The 18,454-nt window shown below is 36.4% G+C and carries 25 protein-coding genes; 7 read left to right on the plus strand and 18 right to left on the minus strand.

The annotated features are described in order from the left end of the window. Window positions 1-61: 61 nt before the first annotated feature. Complete coding sequence (locus MHB74_RS19320) at window positions 62-349, minus strand: YlaN family protein (protein WP_000135698.1); 288 nt, start codon at window positions 347-349, stop codon at window positions 62-64. 150 nt (window positions 350-499) lie between these two features. Here MHB74_RS19320 and MHB74_RS19325 point away from each other — a divergent pair, with 150 nt between their 5' ends. Then, complete coding sequence (locus MHB74_RS19325; RefSeq protein ID WP_061678269.1) at window positions 500-997, plus strand: hypothetical protein; 498 nt, start codon at window positions 500-502, stop codon at window positions 995-997. A 45-nt stretch (window positions 998-1,042) separates the two neighbouring features. Here the strand turns inward: MHB74_RS19325 and MHB74_RS19330 are convergent, their stop codons facing one another. Then, window positions 1,043-2,371: a PhoH family protein gene (locus MHB74_RS19330; RefSeq protein ID WP_000358079.1), complete on the minus strand. Its 1,329-nt coding sequence runs from the start codon at window positions 2,369-2,371 to the stop codon at window positions 1,043-1,045. A 246-nt stretch (window positions 2,372-2,617) separates the two neighbouring features. Beyond that, a complete protein-coding gene (locus tag MHB74_RS19335) occupies window positions 2,618-3,073 on the minus strand; it encodes a pyridoxamine 5'-phosphate oxidase family protein (RefSeq protein WP_061678270.1) in 456 nt (151 codons plus the stop codon). A gap of 145 nt (window positions 3,074-3,218) precedes the next feature. Here MHB74_RS19335 and MHB74_RS19340 point away from each other — a divergent pair, with 145 nt between their 5' ends. After that, window positions 3,219-3,419, plus strand: a complete 201-nt coding sequence (locus MHB74_RS19340) for a YlaI family protein (RefSeq protein WP_001995040.1) — start codon at window positions 3,219-3,221, stop codon at window positions 3,417-3,419. Between the two features lie 35 nt (window positions 3,420-3,454). Here the strand turns inward: MHB74_RS19340 and MHB74_RS19345 are convergent, their stop codons facing one another. The 3 genes from MHB74_RS19345 to typA form a co-directional block, all read right to left on the minus strand. Next, complete coding sequence (locus tag MHB74_RS19345) at window positions 3,455-3,730, minus strand: hypothetical protein (RefSeq protein WP_061678271.1); 276 nt, start codon at window positions 3,728-3,730, stop codon at window positions 3,455-3,457. 14 nt (window positions 3,731-3,744) lie between these two features. Beyond that, a complete protein-coding gene (locus tag MHB74_RS19350) occupies window positions 3,745-4,047 on the minus strand; it encodes a YlaH-like family protein (RefSeq protein WP_000893660.1) in 303 nt (100 codons plus the stop codon). A 156-nt stretch (window positions 4,048-4,203) separates the two neighbouring features. Next, window positions 4,204-6,048 carry a translational GTPase TypA gene (typA, locus tag MHB74_RS19355; RefSeq protein ID WP_000914755.1) on the minus strand — a complete coding sequence of 615 codons (1,845 nt, stop codon included), beginning with the start codon at window positions 6,046-6,048 and terminating at the stop codon, window positions 4,204-4,206. Window positions 6,049-6,188: 140 nt separating this feature from the next. Between typA and MHB74_RS19360 the strand changes: the two genes are divergently transcribed. Beyond that, window positions 6,189-6,368, plus strand: coding sequence for a DUF5325 family protein (locus MHB74_RS19360; RefSeq protein ID WP_000400130.1), 180 nt, complete (start codon window positions 6,189-6,191; stop codon window positions 6,366-6,368). A gap of 44 nt (window positions 6,369-6,412) precedes the next feature. Here the strand turns inward: MHB74_RS19360 and MHB74_RS19365 are convergent, their stop codons facing one another. Together MHB74_RS19365 and MHB74_RS19370 are read right to left on the minus strand one after the other, a co-directional pair. Next, a complete protein-coding gene (locus tag MHB74_RS19365) occupies window positions 6,413-7,204 on the minus strand; it encodes an inositol monophosphatase family protein (protein ID WP_061678272.1) in 792 nt (263 codons plus the stop codon). Window positions 7,205-7,292: 88 nt separating this feature from the next. After that, the gene (locus MHB74_RS19370) at window positions 7,293-7,481 is read right to left on the minus strand and encodes a hypothetical protein (RefSeq protein WP_001250166.1); all 189 of its coding nucleotides are present in this window, start codon (window positions 7,479-7,481) and stop codon (window positions 7,293-7,295) included. Window positions 7,482-7,687: 206 nt separating this feature from the next. Between MHB74_RS19370 and MHB74_RS19375 the strand changes: the two genes are divergently transcribed. Beyond that, the gene (locus MHB74_RS19375) at window positions 7,688-8,314 is read left to right on the plus strand and encodes a YktB family protein (protein ID WP_000175088.1); all 627 of its coding nucleotides are present in this window, start codon (window positions 7,688-7,690) and stop codon (window positions 8,312-8,314) included. 81 nt (window positions 8,315-8,395) lie between these two features. Here MHB74_RS19375 and MHB74_RS19380 read toward each other — a convergent pair whose 3' ends face one another. Continuing rightward, a complete protein-coding gene (locus tag MHB74_RS19380) occupies window positions 8,396-8,665 on the minus strand; it encodes a UPF0223 family protein (RefSeq protein WP_000456541.1) in 270 nt (89 codons plus the stop codon). 366 nt (window positions 8,666-9,031) lie between these two features. On the opposite strand from MHB74_RS19380, the gene speA reads away from it, so the two are divergent. Then, on the plus strand, window positions 9,032-10,504 hold the full coding sequence (gene speA / locus MHB74_RS19385) for an arginine decarboxylase (protein WP_061678273.1): 1,473 nt from the start codon (window positions 9,032-9,034) through the stop codon (window positions 10,502-10,504). 75 nt (window positions 10,505-10,579) lie between these two features. Next, window positions 10,580-11,410, plus strand: a complete 831-nt coding sequence (locus MHB74_RS19390) for a protein-glutamine gamma-glutamyltransferase (RefSeq protein WP_061678274.1) — start codon at window positions 10,580-10,582, stop codon at window positions 11,408-11,410. A gap of 38 nt (window positions 11,411-11,448) precedes the next feature. Here MHB74_RS19390 and MHB74_RS19395 read toward each other — a convergent pair whose 3' ends face one another. The 4 genes from MHB74_RS19395 to MHB74_RS19410 form a co-directional block, all read right to left on the minus strand. After that, on the minus strand, window positions 11,449-11,577 hold the full coding sequence (locus MHB74_RS19395; protein WP_000536796.1) for a GapA-binding peptide SR1P: 129 nt from the start codon (window positions 11,575-11,577) through the stop codon (window positions 11,449-11,451). 45 nt (window positions 11,578-11,622) lie between these two features. Then, on the minus strand, window positions 11,623-11,751 hold the full coding sequence (locus MHB74_RS19400; RefSeq protein WP_061678275.1) for a GapA-binding peptide SR1P: 129 nt from the start codon (window positions 11,749-11,751) through the stop codon (window positions 11,623-11,625). A 58-nt stretch (window positions 11,752-11,809) separates the two neighbouring features. Next, window positions 11,810-11,938 carry a GapA-binding peptide SR1P gene (locus MHB74_RS19405; protein ID WP_000536778.1) on the minus strand — a complete coding sequence of 43 codons (129 nt, stop codon included), beginning with the start codon at window positions 11,936-11,938 and terminating at the stop codon, window positions 11,810-11,812. Between the two features lie 194 nt (window positions 11,939-12,132). Continuing rightward, window positions 12,133-12,429: a DUF3055 domain-containing protein gene (locus MHB74_RS19410; protein ID WP_033656384.1), complete on the minus strand. Its 297-nt coding sequence runs from the start codon at window positions 12,427-12,429 to the stop codon at window positions 12,133-12,135. A gap of 129 nt (window positions 12,430-12,558) precedes the next feature. On the opposite strand from MHB74_RS19410, the gene MHB74_RS19415 reads away from it, so the two are divergent. Further along, a complete protein-coding gene (locus MHB74_RS19415) occupies window positions 12,559-12,951 on the plus strand; it encodes a DUF1885 family protein (RefSeq protein WP_061678276.1) in 393 nt (130 codons plus the stop codon). Between the two features lies 1 nt (window position 12,952). On the opposite strand, the gene MHB74_RS19420 is transcribed toward MHB74_RS19415, so the two are convergent. From MHB74_RS19420 to pdhA, 5 genes are all read right to left on the minus strand, one after another. Beyond that, a complete protein-coding gene (locus MHB74_RS19420) occupies window positions 12,953-13,180 on the minus strand; it encodes a hypothetical protein (RefSeq protein WP_061678277.1) in 228 nt (75 codons plus the stop codon). A gap of 236 nt (window positions 13,181-13,416) precedes the next feature. Next, complete coding sequence (gene lpdA, locus MHB74_RS19425; RefSeq protein ID WP_061678278.1) at window positions 13,417-14,829, minus strand: dihydrolipoyl dehydrogenase; 1,413 nt, start codon at window positions 14,827-14,829, stop codon at window positions 13,417-13,419. 5 nt (window positions 14,830-14,834) lie between these two features. Next, a complete protein-coding gene (pdhC, locus tag MHB74_RS19430) occupies window positions 14,835-16,127 on the minus strand; it encodes a pyruvate dehydrogenase complex dihydrolipoyllysine-residue acetyltransferase (protein ID WP_061678279.1) in 1,293 nt (430 codons plus the stop codon). A 93-nt stretch (window positions 16,128-16,220) separates the two neighbouring features. Next, window positions 16,221-17,198 carry a pyruvate dehydrogenase complex E1 component subunit beta gene (pdhB, locus tag MHB74_RS19435; RefSeq protein ID WP_000068166.1) on the minus strand — a complete coding sequence of 326 codons (978 nt, stop codon included), beginning with the start codon at window positions 17,196-17,198 and terminating at the stop codon, window positions 16,221-16,223. Between the two features lie 3 nt (window positions 17,199-17,201). Then, entirely contained in the window at window positions 17,202-18,317 is a 1,116-nt protein-coding gene (pdhA, locus tag MHB74_RS19440) for a pyruvate dehydrogenase E1 component subunit alpha (RefSeq protein ID WP_000536893.1), read from the minus strand. Between the last annotated feature and the right edge of the window lie 137 nt (window positions 18,318-18,454).

Genomic DNA, 18,454 nt, shown 5'->3' on the forward strand with positions numbered 1-18,454 from the left:
GCTTTATTATACAAATAAAAAGCCCAAACTATTTCAGTTTGAGCCCCCCTATTTGAACCCGTTATTGTTGTTTGTTTGTAAATGCTTCATGAAGTGCAGATAACTCACGTTCAAGCTCTCCTAACATTGCTTTCCCTTGTTCTTCTGCAATAAGACCAAGGCGAACTGCAAAATCGACCTCGCGGGATAGTCCAAACATTTGTGTGTCTAACACTTCTTCATATAATGGACATTGCGGCATTGTAAGATTGTCCATTTGCACCTTAATAAGTCTTAAAATCTTCTCCGCATCCGCTTGTAGAAGGGCTAGTGCCTTTTCCTGATGATTTGATACTGTCTCAGACGCCAAATTGATTCCCTCCGTTTCCGTCCTACTCTCTCCTATCTATTAATATTAGCGATAGTTTTAGTAAATTGCAATAGAAACATTTTTTGTGACAACCGTGTCTAATGCTATTATACTGAAAAGTGGGAGTATAATACAAATGGGGGAACAACAATGAGCGAAATTTTATTTATTAATGGAAAAGTTCGTTTTCCAATCACTATCGATCCAACTGTTTGGATCTTTGATGATCGAAAAGTAGATTTGACAACTTACTTTAATGAAACAAGAGAAAACACATCAGAACTAGAAACTTATTTAAAAAACACTTCAGAACATTGGGATCGCGAAATTCGTGATGGTGCTGCGTTTCCACCGATACAACAAAGTGTAAAAAAATATAAAAAAGAACAACTAATTACTGGAACGTTCGGTATACCATTTCATCCATTCCTTGCTAACGCCGAAATTTCAGATGACGCTACGCAAGTCGAAATTGAAACAGTAGATCAAACGATAATACTTCCATTAGAAACTGTAGAAAATGCTATTCTTGGTTTTTCAAAAGAAGGAAAGCCATTAAAAGAGGATGGACCTGTTCATCTATATTACAATGATGGATCTAATAGACAAAATCCAATCCGTAACATCCGTAAATTCACAATTATTTAAAGTGTATAATTGGAAGAAAAAGGAGTGAGCCTCAGCTCACTCCTTTTATAATAAATCTGCTGCTAGTTGAGCTAAATTCGATCGCTCCCCTTTAACAAACTTTACATGACCACTAATACGCTGCTCTTTAAACTTCTCTACAACATATGTTAAACCGTTATTATACTCATCCAAATACGGATGATCAATTTGCTGAGGATCTCCCATTAATACGATTTTACTTTTTTCTCCTACTCTCGTTAGTATCGTTTTCACTTCATGTTTCGTTAAATTTTGTGCTTCGTCAATTATAATGAACTGATCCGGAATACTTCTCCCACGTATATAGGTAAGAGCTTCTACTTCAATCGAACCCATTCCAGCTAAAATAGCATCTAACTCTCCTGGCTTTTTCGTATTAAATAAATACTCTAGATTATCAAAAATCGGTTGCATCCACGGTCTTAACTTTTCTTCTTTTTCTCCTGGTAAATAACCGATATCTTTTCCGACTGGAACAATTGGTCTTGCGACGAGTAATTTTTTATATAGCCCTAAATCTTCAGTTTGCATGAGCCCCGAAGCTAAAGCTAGTAATGTTTTTCCTGTACCAGCTTTCCCTGTTAATGTTACTAGCGGAATATCTTCACGAAGCAACAATTCTAATCCCATAATTTGCTGCACATTTCGTGGTCGTATCCCCCATACTTGTTCATTGTGAAAAATAAGTTTCTTTACCTTCTTACCTAAGTGATCCACAATACCAAGTGCTGAACTAGATCCCCCTAATGCATCTTTCATTACTACAAATTGATTTGGATAAAAAGGGTGATTTGCAATTTCGGATAAAGGTAATTCACCTTTTTCATAAAAATAATCCAATTGCTCTTTTGATATATACCCTTCTAAAAATCCTGAATATATATTATCTACTTCAATTACACGATCACTTAAATAATCTTCCGCCTTCAAACCAATTGCATCAGCTTTTACCCTTACGAGTACGTCTTTACTTACTAAAATAACAGACTTCCCATCCTCTTTTTCTTGCTCTTCTAAAGATAAATTTTTTGCTACAGCTAAAATTCGATTATCATTTGTTTTTTCTACAAAAATATCTTGTAGTTGAACAAATGAACGATGATTTAATTCTATACGAAATGTACCGCCGTTTTCTAGCGGAATACTTTCATGCAGCTTTCCTATTTCACGAAATTTGTCTATTAACTTAGATACATAACGAGCATTTCGTCCTACTTCATCCATATAACGTTTTTTCGAATCAACCTCTTCTAATACAACTGCTGGAATCACTACTTCATTTGTTTCAAATGAAAAAATAGATAAAGGATCCTGCAAAAGTACATTCGTATCTAACACATAAATTTTATCCAACCTGTTACCCCCTGACTCCACTTTTAAATTTGTAGAACAAGGGTTTCATCCATAAAATATGGACGAACCATTGTTATAATTATATGTACCGTATAAACGAGGTAGAATCGAAATCCATAGTCATTAAACCTTTTATTTATTTTTTATTCATTTCTATTCAATATATTACTTTTAATTATAATTATTAACATAAAATCACAATAACTAATTACAAAAGTTAATAACTGACTTTCTTATTTATCACATTTATAATTCTTTTATTCCTACTAACACCTGGTTATCCAACTTCTTCGCTGCGCGAATATCATATGTTTTTTCATACGTTGGTTCAGTTGCAAGTTTCGCTCCATAAAACATAACATCACGTACTTCTTGTACATTTACTTCTATTACAGTTAATTTTAGAGGAATGCCTTCCATTCTATCAGTCAAAATTTCACCTACACCACTTATGGAAAATACGGATTCATTCGCCATTATAGTCAATACCACCCCAGTACTATGCCGTATATTTTCCACAATACGTGAACGCTGATCTACTGCAAATCGAATACTAGTTTTACTCACTGCATACACCCAAGAAATAGCACTTACGTTAGGAACTTGTTTTTCGAAGTCTGTTGTTGCTATCATAACAATACATTCTTTACGTAACGTTTGTACTAAATCATCTGTTAATGTAGGCTCTACTACATTCGCCATATTTCCACCTCCAAATATACTTAATATATCCTTATCATAACTTATTTTTCGAATTGCGAAAATATTATTTTTTCCCGCTATTATTCAAAAACATTATACTTCCATGATATACTTATACTGATAGAATTCGTATTGAGGTGACGAAATGAGAGTCAAATGTATGATTTGTGATAAAAAAGATATGTTAGATGATGAAAATCCTATGGCAAAAAAACTGCGTAACCGCCCTATTCATACATATATGTGCATGGAATGTTCGGAACGAATTGCAGAACGTACGATGGAACGTCATGCAAGTGGTAATTTCCGATTATATCGTGATAAAAAAGTCGAAGACGATTGGTAAAATGTAAATAAGTCCTTAATCACATAGATAAGGACTTATTTATATTTTTCAGGCTCACGATTCATTTGATCCAAAAAGCAATCAATAGCTTCTAATGGAAACCTGGCAGTTTTTTTTTCTCCATTTATTTCATATGTAATCAAATACATTTCTTCGTTCTTTTTAACTTCCACATCCGTTAATTTATGTTCTTCATATATCATATTTTGAAATAACAAATACGTTTCTTTTGCAGCACGATCATCTGGACGTGCTTCGGCAACTGTTTTAATTGTTAACCAATTATATAGTGCATCTTGTACTGAACGCATAAAAATCCGCCCCCTCACCCTGCTTTTTGTTGTCTTGCTTGACGTAAACGCAACCTATAAATCCCAAGTACAATCGCCGCTACAACAAGCCCCTCTCCAACAGGTAAAAAAACTGCAAAGAAAGTTAAAACTGTACACCCAATCGCTAACGATATATATATCACTATATTTTTTATTATTGATAGTTTTCTTGCAAAACCTAAATTATACACAAGTGCGCTTAATATAATAATGGTGCCATATAGTAACCACATCCCTAGTTCTGGATTTTCATCAACTTTACATAATTTCGCAAAAAACGACATTCTTTCTAACATCATTCATCCCCCTTTCTCACAAAAAACAAATTTTATTTATGTACTTAATACAAGAGTAACCTGCAAAAAAAATACTGTCCACAAAAAAGAGTAAATATTCCAAAAATAAATACAATAAAAAAACAGCTACCCCTCAAAGGTAGCTGTTCTATTATTTTACGCTTCTACAGATTTCTTTTTCTTAGCAGCTCTTTCACGCTCACTCTTATCAAGAATCTTTTTACGTAAACGAATTGATTCTGGAGTTACTTCACAGAACTCATCATCGTTTAAGTACTCTAATGACTCTTCTAAAGTCATTAAGCGTGGCTTTTTCATTGTTGAAGTTTGATCTTTCGTCGCAGAACGAATGTTAGTTTGTTGTTTCATTTTCACAACGTTAACTGTTAAGTCGTTCTCACGAGTGTGTTCTCCGACAATCATACCAGCATATACTTCTGTACCTGGTTCAACGAAGATTACACCACGGTCTTCAACTTGCATAATACCGTATTGTGATGCTTTTCCTGTTTCAAGTGAAACTAGAACACCTTGGCGACGTCCACCAACTTGTCCAGCGTGTACTGGTTGGTAGCAATCGAATGTATGGTTTAAAATACCGTAACCACGAGTTAATGTTAAGAATTCTGTTGTGTAACCAATTAAACCACGTGCTGGAACCATGAAAGTAAGGCGAACTTGACCGTTTCCGTTATTCACCATATCTAACATTTCACCTTTACGTGCACCCATAGATTCCATAATAGAACCAGTGTATTCTTCAGGTACATCGATTTGTACGCGCTCTACAGGCTCACATCTTACGCCATCAACTTCTTTAATAATTACTTCAGGCTTAGATACTTGTAGTTCATAACCTTCACGACGCATGTTTTCAATTAGGATAGATAAATGTAATTCCCCACGTCCAGATACGATCCACGCATCAGGAGAATCTGTATTATCTACACGTAAACTTACATCTGTTTCTAATTGTGAACGAAGACGCTCTTCAATTTTACGAGATGTAATGAATTTACCTTCACGACCTGCAAATGGGCTGTTGTTTACAAGGAATGTCATTTGTAGTGTTGGCTCATCAATACGTAATAATGGTAAAGCCTCTTCATGCTCAACCGGACATACTGTTTCACCTACGTTAATGTCTTCCATACCTGAAACAGCTACTAAATCTCCAGCTTTTGCTTCTTCAATTTCTTGACGTTTTAATCCAATGTAACCAAATAATTTCGTTACACGGAATTGTTTTACAGTTCCGTCAACTTTCATTAATGCAACTTGTTGTCCTACTTTCATTGTACCACGGAATACGCGTCCAACCCCGATACGACCAACATAGTCATTGTAATCAAGAAGTGCTACTTGGAATTGAAGTGGCTCTTCGCTGTTATCAACTGGTGCTGGAATATGTTCAATAATTGTGTCAAATAATGATTTCATATTCTCTTCTTGATTTGCTGGATTTGAATCTAAGCTTGCTGTTCCGTTCATTGCTGATGCAAATACAACTGGGAACTCTAATTGATCTTCGTTTGCACCAAGTTCGATGAATAAGTCAACTACTTCATCAACTACTTCATCAGGGCGAGCGAAGTCACGGTCAATTTTGTTTACAACAACGATTGGAGTTAAGTTTTGCTCAAGAGCTTTCTTTAAAACAAATCGTGTTTGTGGCATACAACCTTCGTATGCATCAACAACAAGTAGAACACCATCAACCATTTTCATGATACGTTCTACTTCTCCACCGAAGTCAGCGTGACCAGGTGTATCTAAAATGTTAATTCTTTTATCTTCATAGTGAATCGCAGTATTCTTCGCTAAAATTGTAATACCACGTTCTCTTTCTAGATCGTTTGAGTCCATTGCGCGTTCTTCAATATGTTCATTCGCACGGAACGTCCCCGCTTGACGTAATAACTGGTCAACAAGTGTTGTTTTACCATGGTCAACGTGGGCAATAATTGCTATATTTCGTAAATCTTGTCGTTTTTTCAACATGTCCAACTCCTAATGTCTTTTTAATCCTTCTCTATTATAAGAGCGAAGGGGATACAATGGCAATCAAAATAAAATCAAGAATGAAAATATAGTTGTATTCTTACTTTTGTGAAAGTAAAATAAAATTGGAGGGTGAAGAAATGGAACACATTCAATATCGCTTTTTATTAACTGCAATTATCGGTGTTATTTTCTTAATCGGTATCGGTATTATGGTTGCTGAAAATAGTCCCATCGGTGTTATTATTTGCATTATCGGCACATTTGTTACAGTTGGATACGGTTTTGTAACAAAAAGAAAAATGCGTAAATCGCAATAACGTCAAAAAGTAAGAAGCGCTTATACAGCCTCTTACTTTTTTTGTTACTCCGCTATAAATCGTAACACCTCTTCATACACTCCTGGTTTTGCAACTAATACGCTGCTCTTTTCTACGATAGAAAGCGAGGATCCAGCAAATGTTGTCGCCTTGCCTCCAACTTCCTCTACAATTATCTGTCCCCCACCAAAATCCCATGGTGATAATCTCGGCGTTACATATGCATCTATTCTTCCTGTTGCAACGTATACCATCTCTAACGCTGCACAACCATATGATCTCGTGCCTCTTGCTTTCTTAACCAGTGCCATCATACTTTCCTTATTCAGCAATGGATTGTCGGTAAGCCATATCGCATTTAAAGCTACAATACCTTGCTCTACAGTTCCTTTTTCCAATAAAGGTATTGGTACTTCATTACAAAATGCTCCAGCTCCCTTTACCGCATGGTATAATTCATCATGAACTGGATCATAAATGAGTCCAACCTTTCCGATACCGTTCTCATAAATTCCAATTGAAATTGCGAAATTTCTTTTTTGATGAACAAAGTTCATCGTGCCATCAATTGGATCAATTAACCAAACAACCCCATCAGACGAAGTTACCTCATCTCCATAACCTTCTTCTCCTAAAATATTATGGTTCGGGAATGTTTCTTTAATTTTCCCAATTAAAAACTGTTCTATTTCTCGGTCCATATTTGTTACTAAATCAGCTGCATTAGATTTCGTTTCTATAATAAGTGCGTTTTCCATTGATGCCATTAAAAACTCTCCTGCATCTCGAATCCACTGTTTGGCGTGTGCATCGATGTCTTTCCATACTTCTTGCATGTTTAAACACTCCGATCTATACTGTTCACAGAAAAAACGAACCCTTTATAAGGTTCGCACCAACTAATTTTTTATACATATACTATTATTACGCCTCTAAACGAATCATTTCAAGTCTTAACACTTCTAACTTTTGTACACACTCTTCTTTTTTCAGTTTATCATTTTCCATCATCGCATCATATAAAGTTGCTAATTCATAATCTAGCTCCAAACGTAGCACCGGTATTCTCTTTTCAGCATCTGTTCTCTTTAACGCATTAATCACCTGTCTCATATTATTTGCCTCCTCCCAATATTCGTCTGCCCTCGGACTATAATTGATTCAATTTTCTGATTTTTTGTTTTATACTATACTATGTTGGATAAATCATCTATGCAACAAAATTATATTTTTTTATTTAAATTTTTTTGTGCTGTTTTTTTTATGAATAGTACAAGCTATGCTAAAATAAAAGCAAAATAGGAGTTGGAGGAACAATCATGACACTACAAACATTCAAGTCAACTGATTTTGAGGTCTTTACAGTTGATGGTCTCGAAGAACGAATGAGTGCAATTAAAACGAACATTCATCCTAAGCTGGAAGCTTTAGGGGAACAGTTTGCAACGTATTTATCCAAACAAACTGATGAGAACTTTTTTTATCATGTAGCAAAACATGCACGTCGCAAAGTCAATCCACCAAACGATACTTGGGTTGCTTTTTCAACAAATAAACGCGGATATAAAATGCTACCACATTTCCAAATTGGATTATGGGGTACTCATGCCTTCATATACTTTGGATTAATCTATGAGTGTCCACAAAAAGTGGAGACGGCTCACGCCTTCTTAGAACATTTAAATGATTTAAAAACAAATATTCCAAATGACTTCGTTTGGTCCATTGACCATACTAAACCAAGTGTAAAATTACATAGAACACTTGAAACAGAAGACTTACAAAAGATGATTGAACGTCTAGCTACTGTGAAAAAAGCAGAATTATTAGTTGGTATTCATATATCACCAGAGGAGTTTTCAGCAATGACCAACGAACAATTCCTTGCTAAGATTGAATCTACGATGCAATCACTCCTTCCTTTATATGCACTTTGTAATCGATAGTAGAAAACGGACAATTTATATTGTCCGTTTTTAGTTGTTATCACATTATATCACTTCAGTTTTCATTTTTCAAAATATTTTTTACATTTTCACAAGCTTTTGTTCTTCAGTTTCTTTTGCCCTTTGAATCGCACGATATATAGAATATCCACTTACTTCTTGGAACTCTTTATCAATTTTCTTCTCTTCTGCTTTAGATGGAACAATCTCTTTAAAACGACGATATAATCCCATTAATTCTTCTCTTATAATTCCTTTTTCGTATGCTTTCTCAATTGCTTCATAAAACTTCACAATTGCAACCATTTCCTCATTTGACCAATCATAATCTAGCGGATATTGATATTCCATTTTGCACCTCATTTATCATTTCTTCTTATTTCAATATGCTATCTTAAAGGAATTTTTTCTTCTTCACTATAGCCACTTTGCATTATACACTATTTATTCCTTATGATGGAATTGTCTTCCTCTATAAGATAATTGGAAATAACTATTTAACATACTCACTGTAGAAATATTTTTTTCTATACATCTATAATTATTGGTGATATAATGCTTTTGTTTTATAGAAAACAAAGTGAACCTACCATCTCAAAAACACTTTTGTGAATGGCAGAAAAACAAGCCTCATACTAAAAAGGATTTAACTTTTTTAGAACAGGATTATATAAAACAAATAATACTAAATATTATGAAGAAGAAGGGGTGTATAGATTGTCCCAATACGAAACACCATTGTTTACCGCTTTAGTTGAGCACAGTAAGCGAAATCCAATTCAATTCCATATTCCTGGTCATAAAAAAGGACAGGGTATGGATCCTACATTTCGCGAATTTATTGGGCATAATGCATTAGCAATTGATTTAATTAATATTGCGCCGCTCGATGATTTACATCATCCAAAAGGTATGATTAAAGAAGCACAGGATTTAGCAGCCGCTGCCTTTGGTGCGGATCATACTTTCTTTTCTATTCAAGGTACAAGTGGTGCAATAATGACAATGGTGATGAGCGTTTGCGGTCCTGGTGACAAAATCCTAGTGCCACGAAACGTGCATAAATCAGTAATGTCAGCTATTATTTTCTCAGGTGCAAAACCGATTTTCATGCATCCTGAAATCGATCCAAAACTTGGTATTTCACATGGAATCACAATTCAATCTGTCAAAAAGGCACTTGAAGAGCATTCAGATGCAAAAGGCTTACTTGTTATTAACCCAACATACTTTGGCTTTGCTGCGGACTTAGAACAGATTGTCCAATTAGCACATTCTTATGATATCCCTGTACTAGTTGATGAGGCTCATGGTGTTCATATTCATTTTCACGATGAATTGCCGATGTCAGCGATGCAAGCCGGTGCAGATATGGCAGCAACAAGTGTTCACAAATTAGGAGGATCTTTAACACAAAGTTCTATTCTTAACGTGAAGGAAGGCCTTGTGAACGTAAAACATGTTCAATCTATTATTAGCATGCTTACGACGACATCAACTTCTTACATCTTGTTAGCATCCCTAGATGTTGCTAGAAAACGTCTTGCTACAGAAGGAACAGCACTCATAGAACAAACAATACAATTAGCGGAACAAGTTCGTGATGCTATTAATGCTATTGAGGATCTTTACTGTCCTGGGAAAGAAATGCTAGGTACGGATGCTACTTTTAACTATGATCCTACAAAGATAATCGTATCTGTAAAAGATTTAGGTATTACAGGCCATCAGGCTGAAGTATGGCTTAGAGAGCAATATAACATTGAAGTAGAACTCTCAGATTTATACAACATACTATGTCTTGTCACTTTCGGAGATACAGAAAGTGAGACAAATACACTTATTGCAGCATTACAAGATTTAGCAGCAACATTTAGAAATAAAGCCGATAAAGGTGTTCAAATACAAGTAGAAATCCCAGAAATACCAGTGCTAGCACTTTCTCCTCGAGATGCTTTTTATTCGGAAACAGAAGTCATTCCATTTGAAAATGCAGCAGGTCGTATTATAGCTGATTTCGTTATGGTTTATCCGCCAGGGATTCCAATCTTTACTCCGGGGGAAATTATTACACAAGATAACTTAGAGTATATTCGTAAAAACTTAGAAGCAGGTTTACCTGTACAAGGTCCTGAAGATATGACATTACAAACATTACGTGTGATTAAAGAGTACAAGCCTATCAGTTGATAGGCTTTTCTTTCACCCTTTTCCCCTTTTCTCATACGATATGAAGTAATGTAATGTATAGGTGGGGATACTATTATGATTGTAATAGGCCGTTCTATTGTACATCCTTATATCACAAATGAATATGAGCCATTTGCATCTGAGAAACAACAAATTTTATCTATAATGGCAGGAAATCAAGAAATCTATTCCTTCCGAACAGCTGATGAACTCAGCTTTGATCTAAATTTGCGCGTTAATATTATTACTTCTGCATTAGAACTTTTTCAAAGTGGATTTCAGTTTCGCACATTCCAACAGTCCTTTTGCAACCCCCAGTATTGGAAAAGAACGTCACTTGGGGGATTCGAGCTCCTCCCAAACATACCCCCTTCCATTGCCATACAAGATATTTTCAAAAACGGAAAACTATATGGAACTGAATGTGCCACCGCTATGATCATTATTTTTTACAAAGCTTTACTATCCTTGTATGAGGAAGAAACGTTCAACCGTCTCTTTGCAAACCTTTTACTTTATACGTGGGACTACGATCAAGATTTAAAGCTCATAACAAAAACGGGTGGCGATCTAGTTCCCGGCGACCTCGTTTATTTTAAAAATCCACAAGTGAATCCAGCTACAATCGAGTGGCAAGGAGAAAATACAATCTATCTAGGAAACTTCTTTTTTTACGGACATGGCGTAGGTGTAAAAACAAAAGAAGAAATTATATACGCGTTAAATGAACGACGCGTCCCTTACGCTTTCATTTCAGCTTTCTTGACCGATACTATTACCCGTATTGATAGCCGTCTCATGAGCCACTACGCCTCTCCTAGCACTCCACAGACATCGATAGGATTTATTCCGATTAGAGATGATGCAATCGTTGCAACAGTTGGTCATACAACTACAATTTATTAAAAAAGCGCCTACAGATGTATGTAGGCGCTTTTTCTTATTTAAGCTTTTGTATGTTCTTTATGGTCACATTCGCAATGAGATCCACATTTCCCGTATAGTACTGTTGATTTTTCATCTTCAAAATGTCCGATTGTTCCTTCACATACTTGGCATACGATTGTTCCCATTTTTCATTTCCCCCTGAGTTTTAATAATAATCTACTTATTTATAATTAAGCTTTCGCTTTGTCTTTATTAGCACAGTCACAATTTGTACCAAATTTTCCGTAAAGCACTGTCGTTTTTTCATCTTCAAAATGACCGATTGTTCCTTCACATACTTGGCATACGATTGTTCCCATTTTCATTTCCCCCTAAGTTTATGGTCCTAAAAACTTTTAGCTGTCCGTTTCCTATCCATTATTGGGCTTTTGTATGCTCTGTGTGATCACATCCGCAAGATCCACATTTCCCGTAAAGTACCGTTACTTTCTCATCCTCGAAGTGTGCAATTGTACCTTCACAATCTTGACATACGATCGTTCCCATTTTTCATTTCCCCCTAAGTTTATAATCCCAAAAACTTTTGTAACCGCTTAACTTTCTGTCTTTATTTTAATATGTTATACTTTTTACGTCAATAGGTTTTTAGTATAACACATTAAATATTTTTAATTTAAATTAGTATGCGATATTCAAACAAAAAAACAGCCATATTTATACGTACGACTGTTTTACATTAATTATTCTTCATATTCCGCATGCAAAGAAGTAGATGGGACTAAAAATTTAAAAAACTGCGCTAACTCTGCTGCTTCCTCTTCTGATCCTAATTTAAAAACTTCCTGTATATGTTGCACATTCTCTACATCATCTCGTCCAAGTAAAGTAGATCTTCCTGTTTGCATGCAAACAATGAGTGGCTTTCCAAAAAACATATTTGTATAAATAACACCAAAATCATAACGAGTATCATGTGTCATAAACCCCAAAAATCGTACCTTCACACTTTCATGCTCATCATACAATTTTTCAAACATCGGTTTCCACCTTTCTACATCACCTTTCATTAGTATATTAAACAAAAAAAGGAATACTCCTTTTAATTGTCAAAAAATTCAGTAGGATGTAGAATGAGAGTATTCTACTAAGGTTAGGAGGAAATTTATATGCAACATGCCTTTATTACGCTTGTACCTAAATCCAATCAACAAGCTGTTTCAACAGATGATATAAAACAACTTTTTCAGTACTATAAAACAGTTACTTCCAAAACTGGTGTTCAAATCAACTACGCTTATACAAATACCGCTTTTCCTTATGAAATTTTGGATACATCAGCAACAACATTAAAACTACAATCTACTCACGATCGATATGACTCTATTTATGTTGGTGTTGGTATAGAAAAGGAACAATCTTTTATTCAAATTTCTTTACCACCTAATGCAACATTTGGTGATAAAGGAAAAGCAAATGAATTTTGCCGTTTTCTAGCGAAGAAATTAGAAGGAGAATTACAATTATTTAATGGAAGAACAATGTATTTCTATAAACGTTAATTTAAAAAACAGAAAATATAATTAAGAAAAGTATGCAATTTGAACACGTAAGGAATAAAGCCTGCTTTCTGATATGCAATACAAAATATGCAATCACATATGCTAAATAAAGGAATACAAAAAATAGAATGACTTTGTAATGCAACTTATCACCATTTGACAATGATAATACAACAGAAAAACCACTCCATAATAAAAAATGATAAAATATAACATGTAATATTCTCATGGAATCTTCTCCTTTGACATGCTCTATTTTATTAATATATGGGATTATGTTTGAATCAATTACATATTATACGAAAGCATGTATACAGCTTTTGGATTCATATATGTTCTACCGATTCATTTAAAGTATTATATATTCATTCGACAAGTACATTTAAAGACCTTGCAAGCCATTTTATTAAAATAAAAAATAGCCCATCTCTTTAAATAAGAGATGGGCTATTTTCATTACTTAAATTATTTTACAATGTGAATTGGCATTCCAAGAGCAACTTCAGCTGCTTCCATTGTAATCTCACCTAATGTTGGGTGAGCATGGATTGTTTGAGCGATATCTTCTGCAGTCATTCCTGCTTCGATAGCTAAACCAATCTCAGAGATAATATCAGAAGCGCCTGCACCTGCAACTTGAGCACCTACAAGAAGACCGTCTTCTTTACGTGTTACAAGTTGTAGGAAACCGTCAGTGCTGTTTAATGATAACGCACGACCGTTAGCAGCGAATGGGAACTTAGATACAGCTACTGTCATTCCTGCTTCTTCTGCTTGTTTCTTAGTGTAACCAACAGATGCTAATTCTGGATCAGTGAAGCATACTGCAGGAATTCCGATGTAATCGATTGCTGATGCATGGCCACTAATTGCTTCAACAGCTACTTTACCTTCGTAAGAAGCTTTGTGAGCTAATGGTGGTCCAGGAACGATATCACCGATTGCATAGATGTTTGGTACGTTTGTACGACATTGCTCATCGATTTCGATGATGCCGCGGTCAGTCATTTTAACCCCAACTTGCTCAAGACCGATTTCTTGAGTGTTTGGACGACGACCTACAGTTACTAATACGTAATCTGCTTCTACAGTTTGGATTTCACCTTTAACTTCAAAGCTAACTTTTACGCCAGTTTCTGTTTCTTCAACGCCTTTAGCCATAGCTTTTGTATGGATATTAACGTTACCTTTCTTTTGAAGAGCACGTTTAACAACAGAGCTCATAGCTTTTTCGAAACCAGCTAAGATTTCGTCGCCAGCTTCTACTACAGTAACTTCTGTACCGAAGTTAGCATATGCAGTTCCTAATTCCATACCGATGTAACCGCCGCCGATTACAACAAGTTTTTTAGGAATTTCAGGTAAGCTTAAAGCACCTGTAGAGTTGATAACACGTTTAGAGTATTTGAATCCTGGAATTTCGATTGGTGTAGAACCAGTTGCAAGAACAGCATTTTTAAACGTATACGTTTGAGCTGCATCTTCAGTCATTACGCGTAATGTGTTAGCATCTACGAAGTAAGCTTCACCGCGAATGATTTCAACTTTGTTACCTTTAAGAAGGCCTTCAACACCGCCAGTTAATTTCTTAACTACGCCGTTTTTCCATTCTTGAACTTTTGTAAAGTCAACTTTTACGTTCTCTGCAGTGATACCCATGTCATCAGAATGCATTGCATTCTCATAACGATGACCTGCATTGATTAACGCTTTTGAAGGAATACATCCAACGTTTAAGCATACGCCACCAAGGTTAGCTTTTTCAATGATTGCTACCTTTTGACCTAATTGTGCTGCACGAATTGCCGCAACGTATCCACCAGGACCTGCACCAACAACGACTGTATCTAATTCAATTGGGAAATCTCCTACTACCATTGTTATTACGCCTCCATTACTAATAATTGTGGGTCATTCAATAGACGTTTAATTTGGTTTAATGCTTTTTGAGCAGTTGCGCCGTCAATTAAACGATGGTCAAAGCTTAGAGATAATGCTAATACTGGAGCTGCAACGATTTCACCGTTTTTCACAACTGGCTTCTCAGCGATACGGCCGATACCAAGGATTGCTACTTCTGGGTGGTTGATAACTGGAGTGAACCATTGTCCACCTGCAGAACCAATGTTTGTAATTGTGCAAGAAGCACCTTTCATTTCAGCCGGAGCTAAACGACCTTCACGTGCTTTACCAGCAAGATCATTGATCTCGTTAGAAATAGTGAAGATTGATTTACGATCTGTATCTTTAACAACTGGTACTAATAGACCTTTGTCTGTATCAGCTGCGATACCGATGTTGAAGTAATGTTTATGAACGATTTCTTGAGAAGCATCGTCTAAAGCAGTATTCAACATTGGGAATTCACGTAATGCAGATGTTAAAGCTTTAACAACGTATGGAAGGTAAGTTAATTTAATACCTTTGTCAGCTGCAACAGCTTTGAACTTCTTACGGTGAGCAACAAGCTCAGTTACATCAACTTCATCCATTAATGTTACGTGAGGAGCTGTGTGCTTAGAGTTAACCATTGCTTTCGCAATCGCTTTACGGATACCACTCATTTTCTCACGAGTTTCTGGATATTCACCAGCTGGGATAGGTTGTGCTTTTGGTGCTGCTTCTTCTTTCGCTGCTGCTGGAGTAGCTTCTACTGCTGCTGGAGCCTCAGTTGCTGCTACTGCTTGTCCACCATTTGCAAATGCATCGATGTCAGCTTTAACGATACGGCCGTTCTTACCAGAACCAGCTACTTTATGAATGTCTACGCCGTTTTCACGAGCATATTTACGAACAGATGGCATAGCGATTACGCGCTCATTTACTACTTCTGCAGTTGCTGCTGGAGTAGCTTCCACTGCTGGAGCTTCTACTGCTGCTTCTTCAGCTTTTGGAGCTTCGTCATGATCGTCACCTTTAAATTTAAGGTTTTCGTATCCAGGAGCATCAAATTTAATTAATGTATCTCCTACAATTGCAACTGTTCCTTCTTCTACAAGTACTTCAAGTACTTTACCTTTAACAGGAGAAGGGATTTCTACTACTGCTTTATCATTTTGTACTTCAAGAAGTACATCGTCTTCGTTTACTTCATCGCCTGGTTTAATAAACCATTTTACGATTTCACCTTCGTGGATACCTTCACCGATATCTGGTAGTTTAAATTCAAATGCCACGGAATTCAGCCCCCTGATTCATATCATTATTATGGAATATGTACAAAAGAAACCAGCATGTGCTGATTTCTTTTGCACATGAAAAGCTAAAAATTAGAAGTTCATTACTTTGTTAACAGCTTCAACAATATCTTTATGGTTTGGTAACCATACGCTCTCAGCTTGAGAGAATGGGAATACTGTATCAGCAGCTGCAACACGTACAACTGGAGCTTCTAAGTTTAAGATTGCACGGTCGTTAATTTCCGCTACAACGTTAGCTGCAATACCAGCTTGTTTTTGCGCTTCTTGAACTACAACTACGCGGCCTGTTTTTTCAACAGAAGCGATGATTGTTTCGATATCTAATGGTTGAACTGTACGTAAGTCAACAACCTCTAAAGAGATACCTTCTTTTTCAAGTTCTTCAGCAGCTTTTAATGCAGCGTGAACCATAGCACCGTAAGCGATAACAGATACATCTGTACCTTCACGTTTGATATCAGCTTTGCCTAAATCAATTGTGTATTCGCCTTCTGGTACATCTTGACGGAATGAACGGTACAATTTCATATGCTCTAAGTAGATAACTGGATCGTTGTCACGAATCGCAGAGATTAAAAGACCTTTTGCATCGTATGGAGTAGATGGAATAACAACTTTTAGACCAGGTTGTTGAGCCACTAATCCTTCTAAGCTATCAGCATGTAGTTCAGGAGTATGAACACCGCCACCGAATGGAGAACGAACTGTTACTGGAGCAGTCCAACGTCCACCAGAACGGTAACGCATACGAGCTAATTGACCAGAAATTGAATCCATTACTTCATAAACGAAACCGAAGAATTGGATTTCTGGAACTGGACGGAAACCTTCTAATGCAAGTCCAACTGCAAGTCCACCAATACCAGACTCTGCAAGTGGAGTATCCATTACACGATCTTCACCGAATTCAGCTTGTAAACCTTCAGTAGCACGGAATACACCGCCGTTTACACCAACGTCTTCACCAAACACAAGTACGTTAGGGTCATTTTTCATTTCAACGCGTAAAGCATCAGTGATTGCTTGAATCATTGTCATTTGAGCCATGGCTTACTTCGACTCCTTTTCTTTGTAAATTTCATATTGTTCAGCTAAGTTGTAAGGCATTTTTTCGTACATGATTTCCATTAAATCAGTAACTTTTTGTTTTGGAGCTTGGTCAGCCTTAGCAATTGCTTGTTTGATATCTTCTTTTGCTTCTTCGATTACTTTCTCTTCAACTTCTTGAGACCATAGGCCTTTGTTTTCTAAGAATGCACGGAAGCGTACGATTGGATCTTTTTGTTCCCATTCGTTCTCGATATCTTTTGTACGGTAACGAGTTGGGTCATCACCAGCCATTGTATGTGGACCGTAACGGAATGTTAAAGTCTCGATTAAAGTAGGGCCTTCGCCATTTACTGCACGCTCACGAGCGAAAGCAGTTGCTGCGTATACAGCTAATGGATCCATACCGTCTACTTGAATTCCGTAAATACCTGCTGCTACTGCTTTTTGTGCTACAGTTTTAGCTGCAGATTGCTTTTCTACTGGAGTAGAGATTGCATAACGGTTGTTTTGTACAACGAAGATTGCTGGAGCTTTGAAAGCACCTGCAAAGTTCATACCTTCGTAGAAGTCACCTTGTGAAGCACCACCGTCACCAGTGTAAGTAATTGCAACAGATTTTTTACCACGTAGTTTCATACCTAACGCAACACCAGCAGTTTGGATGATTTGCGCACCGATAATGATTTGTGGAGCAAGTGCATTTACATTCTCAGGCATTTGGTTACCCATGAAATGTCCACGAGAGAATAAGAATGCTTGGTATAATGGTAAACCGTGCCATACTAATTGTGGCACATCACGATATCCTGGTAAGATGAAATCTTCTGCTTCAAGTGCGAAATGACTTGCTAATTGAGAAGCCTCTTGTCCAGCTGTTGGTGCGTAGAAACCTAAACGTCCTTGACGGTTTAAAGAAATAGAACGTTGATCTAGTACGCGAGTATACACCATACGGCGCATTAATTCTTTTAATTGATCATCTGATAATTCAGGCATAGCTGCTTCATTCACAACTTCGCCTTTTTCATTTAAAATTTGTAATGTCTCAAATTGAGCTGCGATAGCTTTCATTTGCTCATCAACATTAAATAGGGTCTTTTTTGTTTTAGTACCCATTCCGTTCACCTCTTCCTCTCTTGAACCATATTCTGAAACGCTTTCACTATCTATTAGCTAGACTGAAAACGCAACAATGTAAACCAACAAATTTATCTGTCGGTTGAGAATAATTTTGTGTACCTAACAATCTGTAC

Source organism: Bacillus sp. FSL K6-0069, from assembly GCF_038007785.1.
Taxonomy (GTDB): Bacteria; Bacillota; Bacilli; order Bacillales; family Bacillaceae_G; genus Bacillus_A; species Bacillus_A mobilis.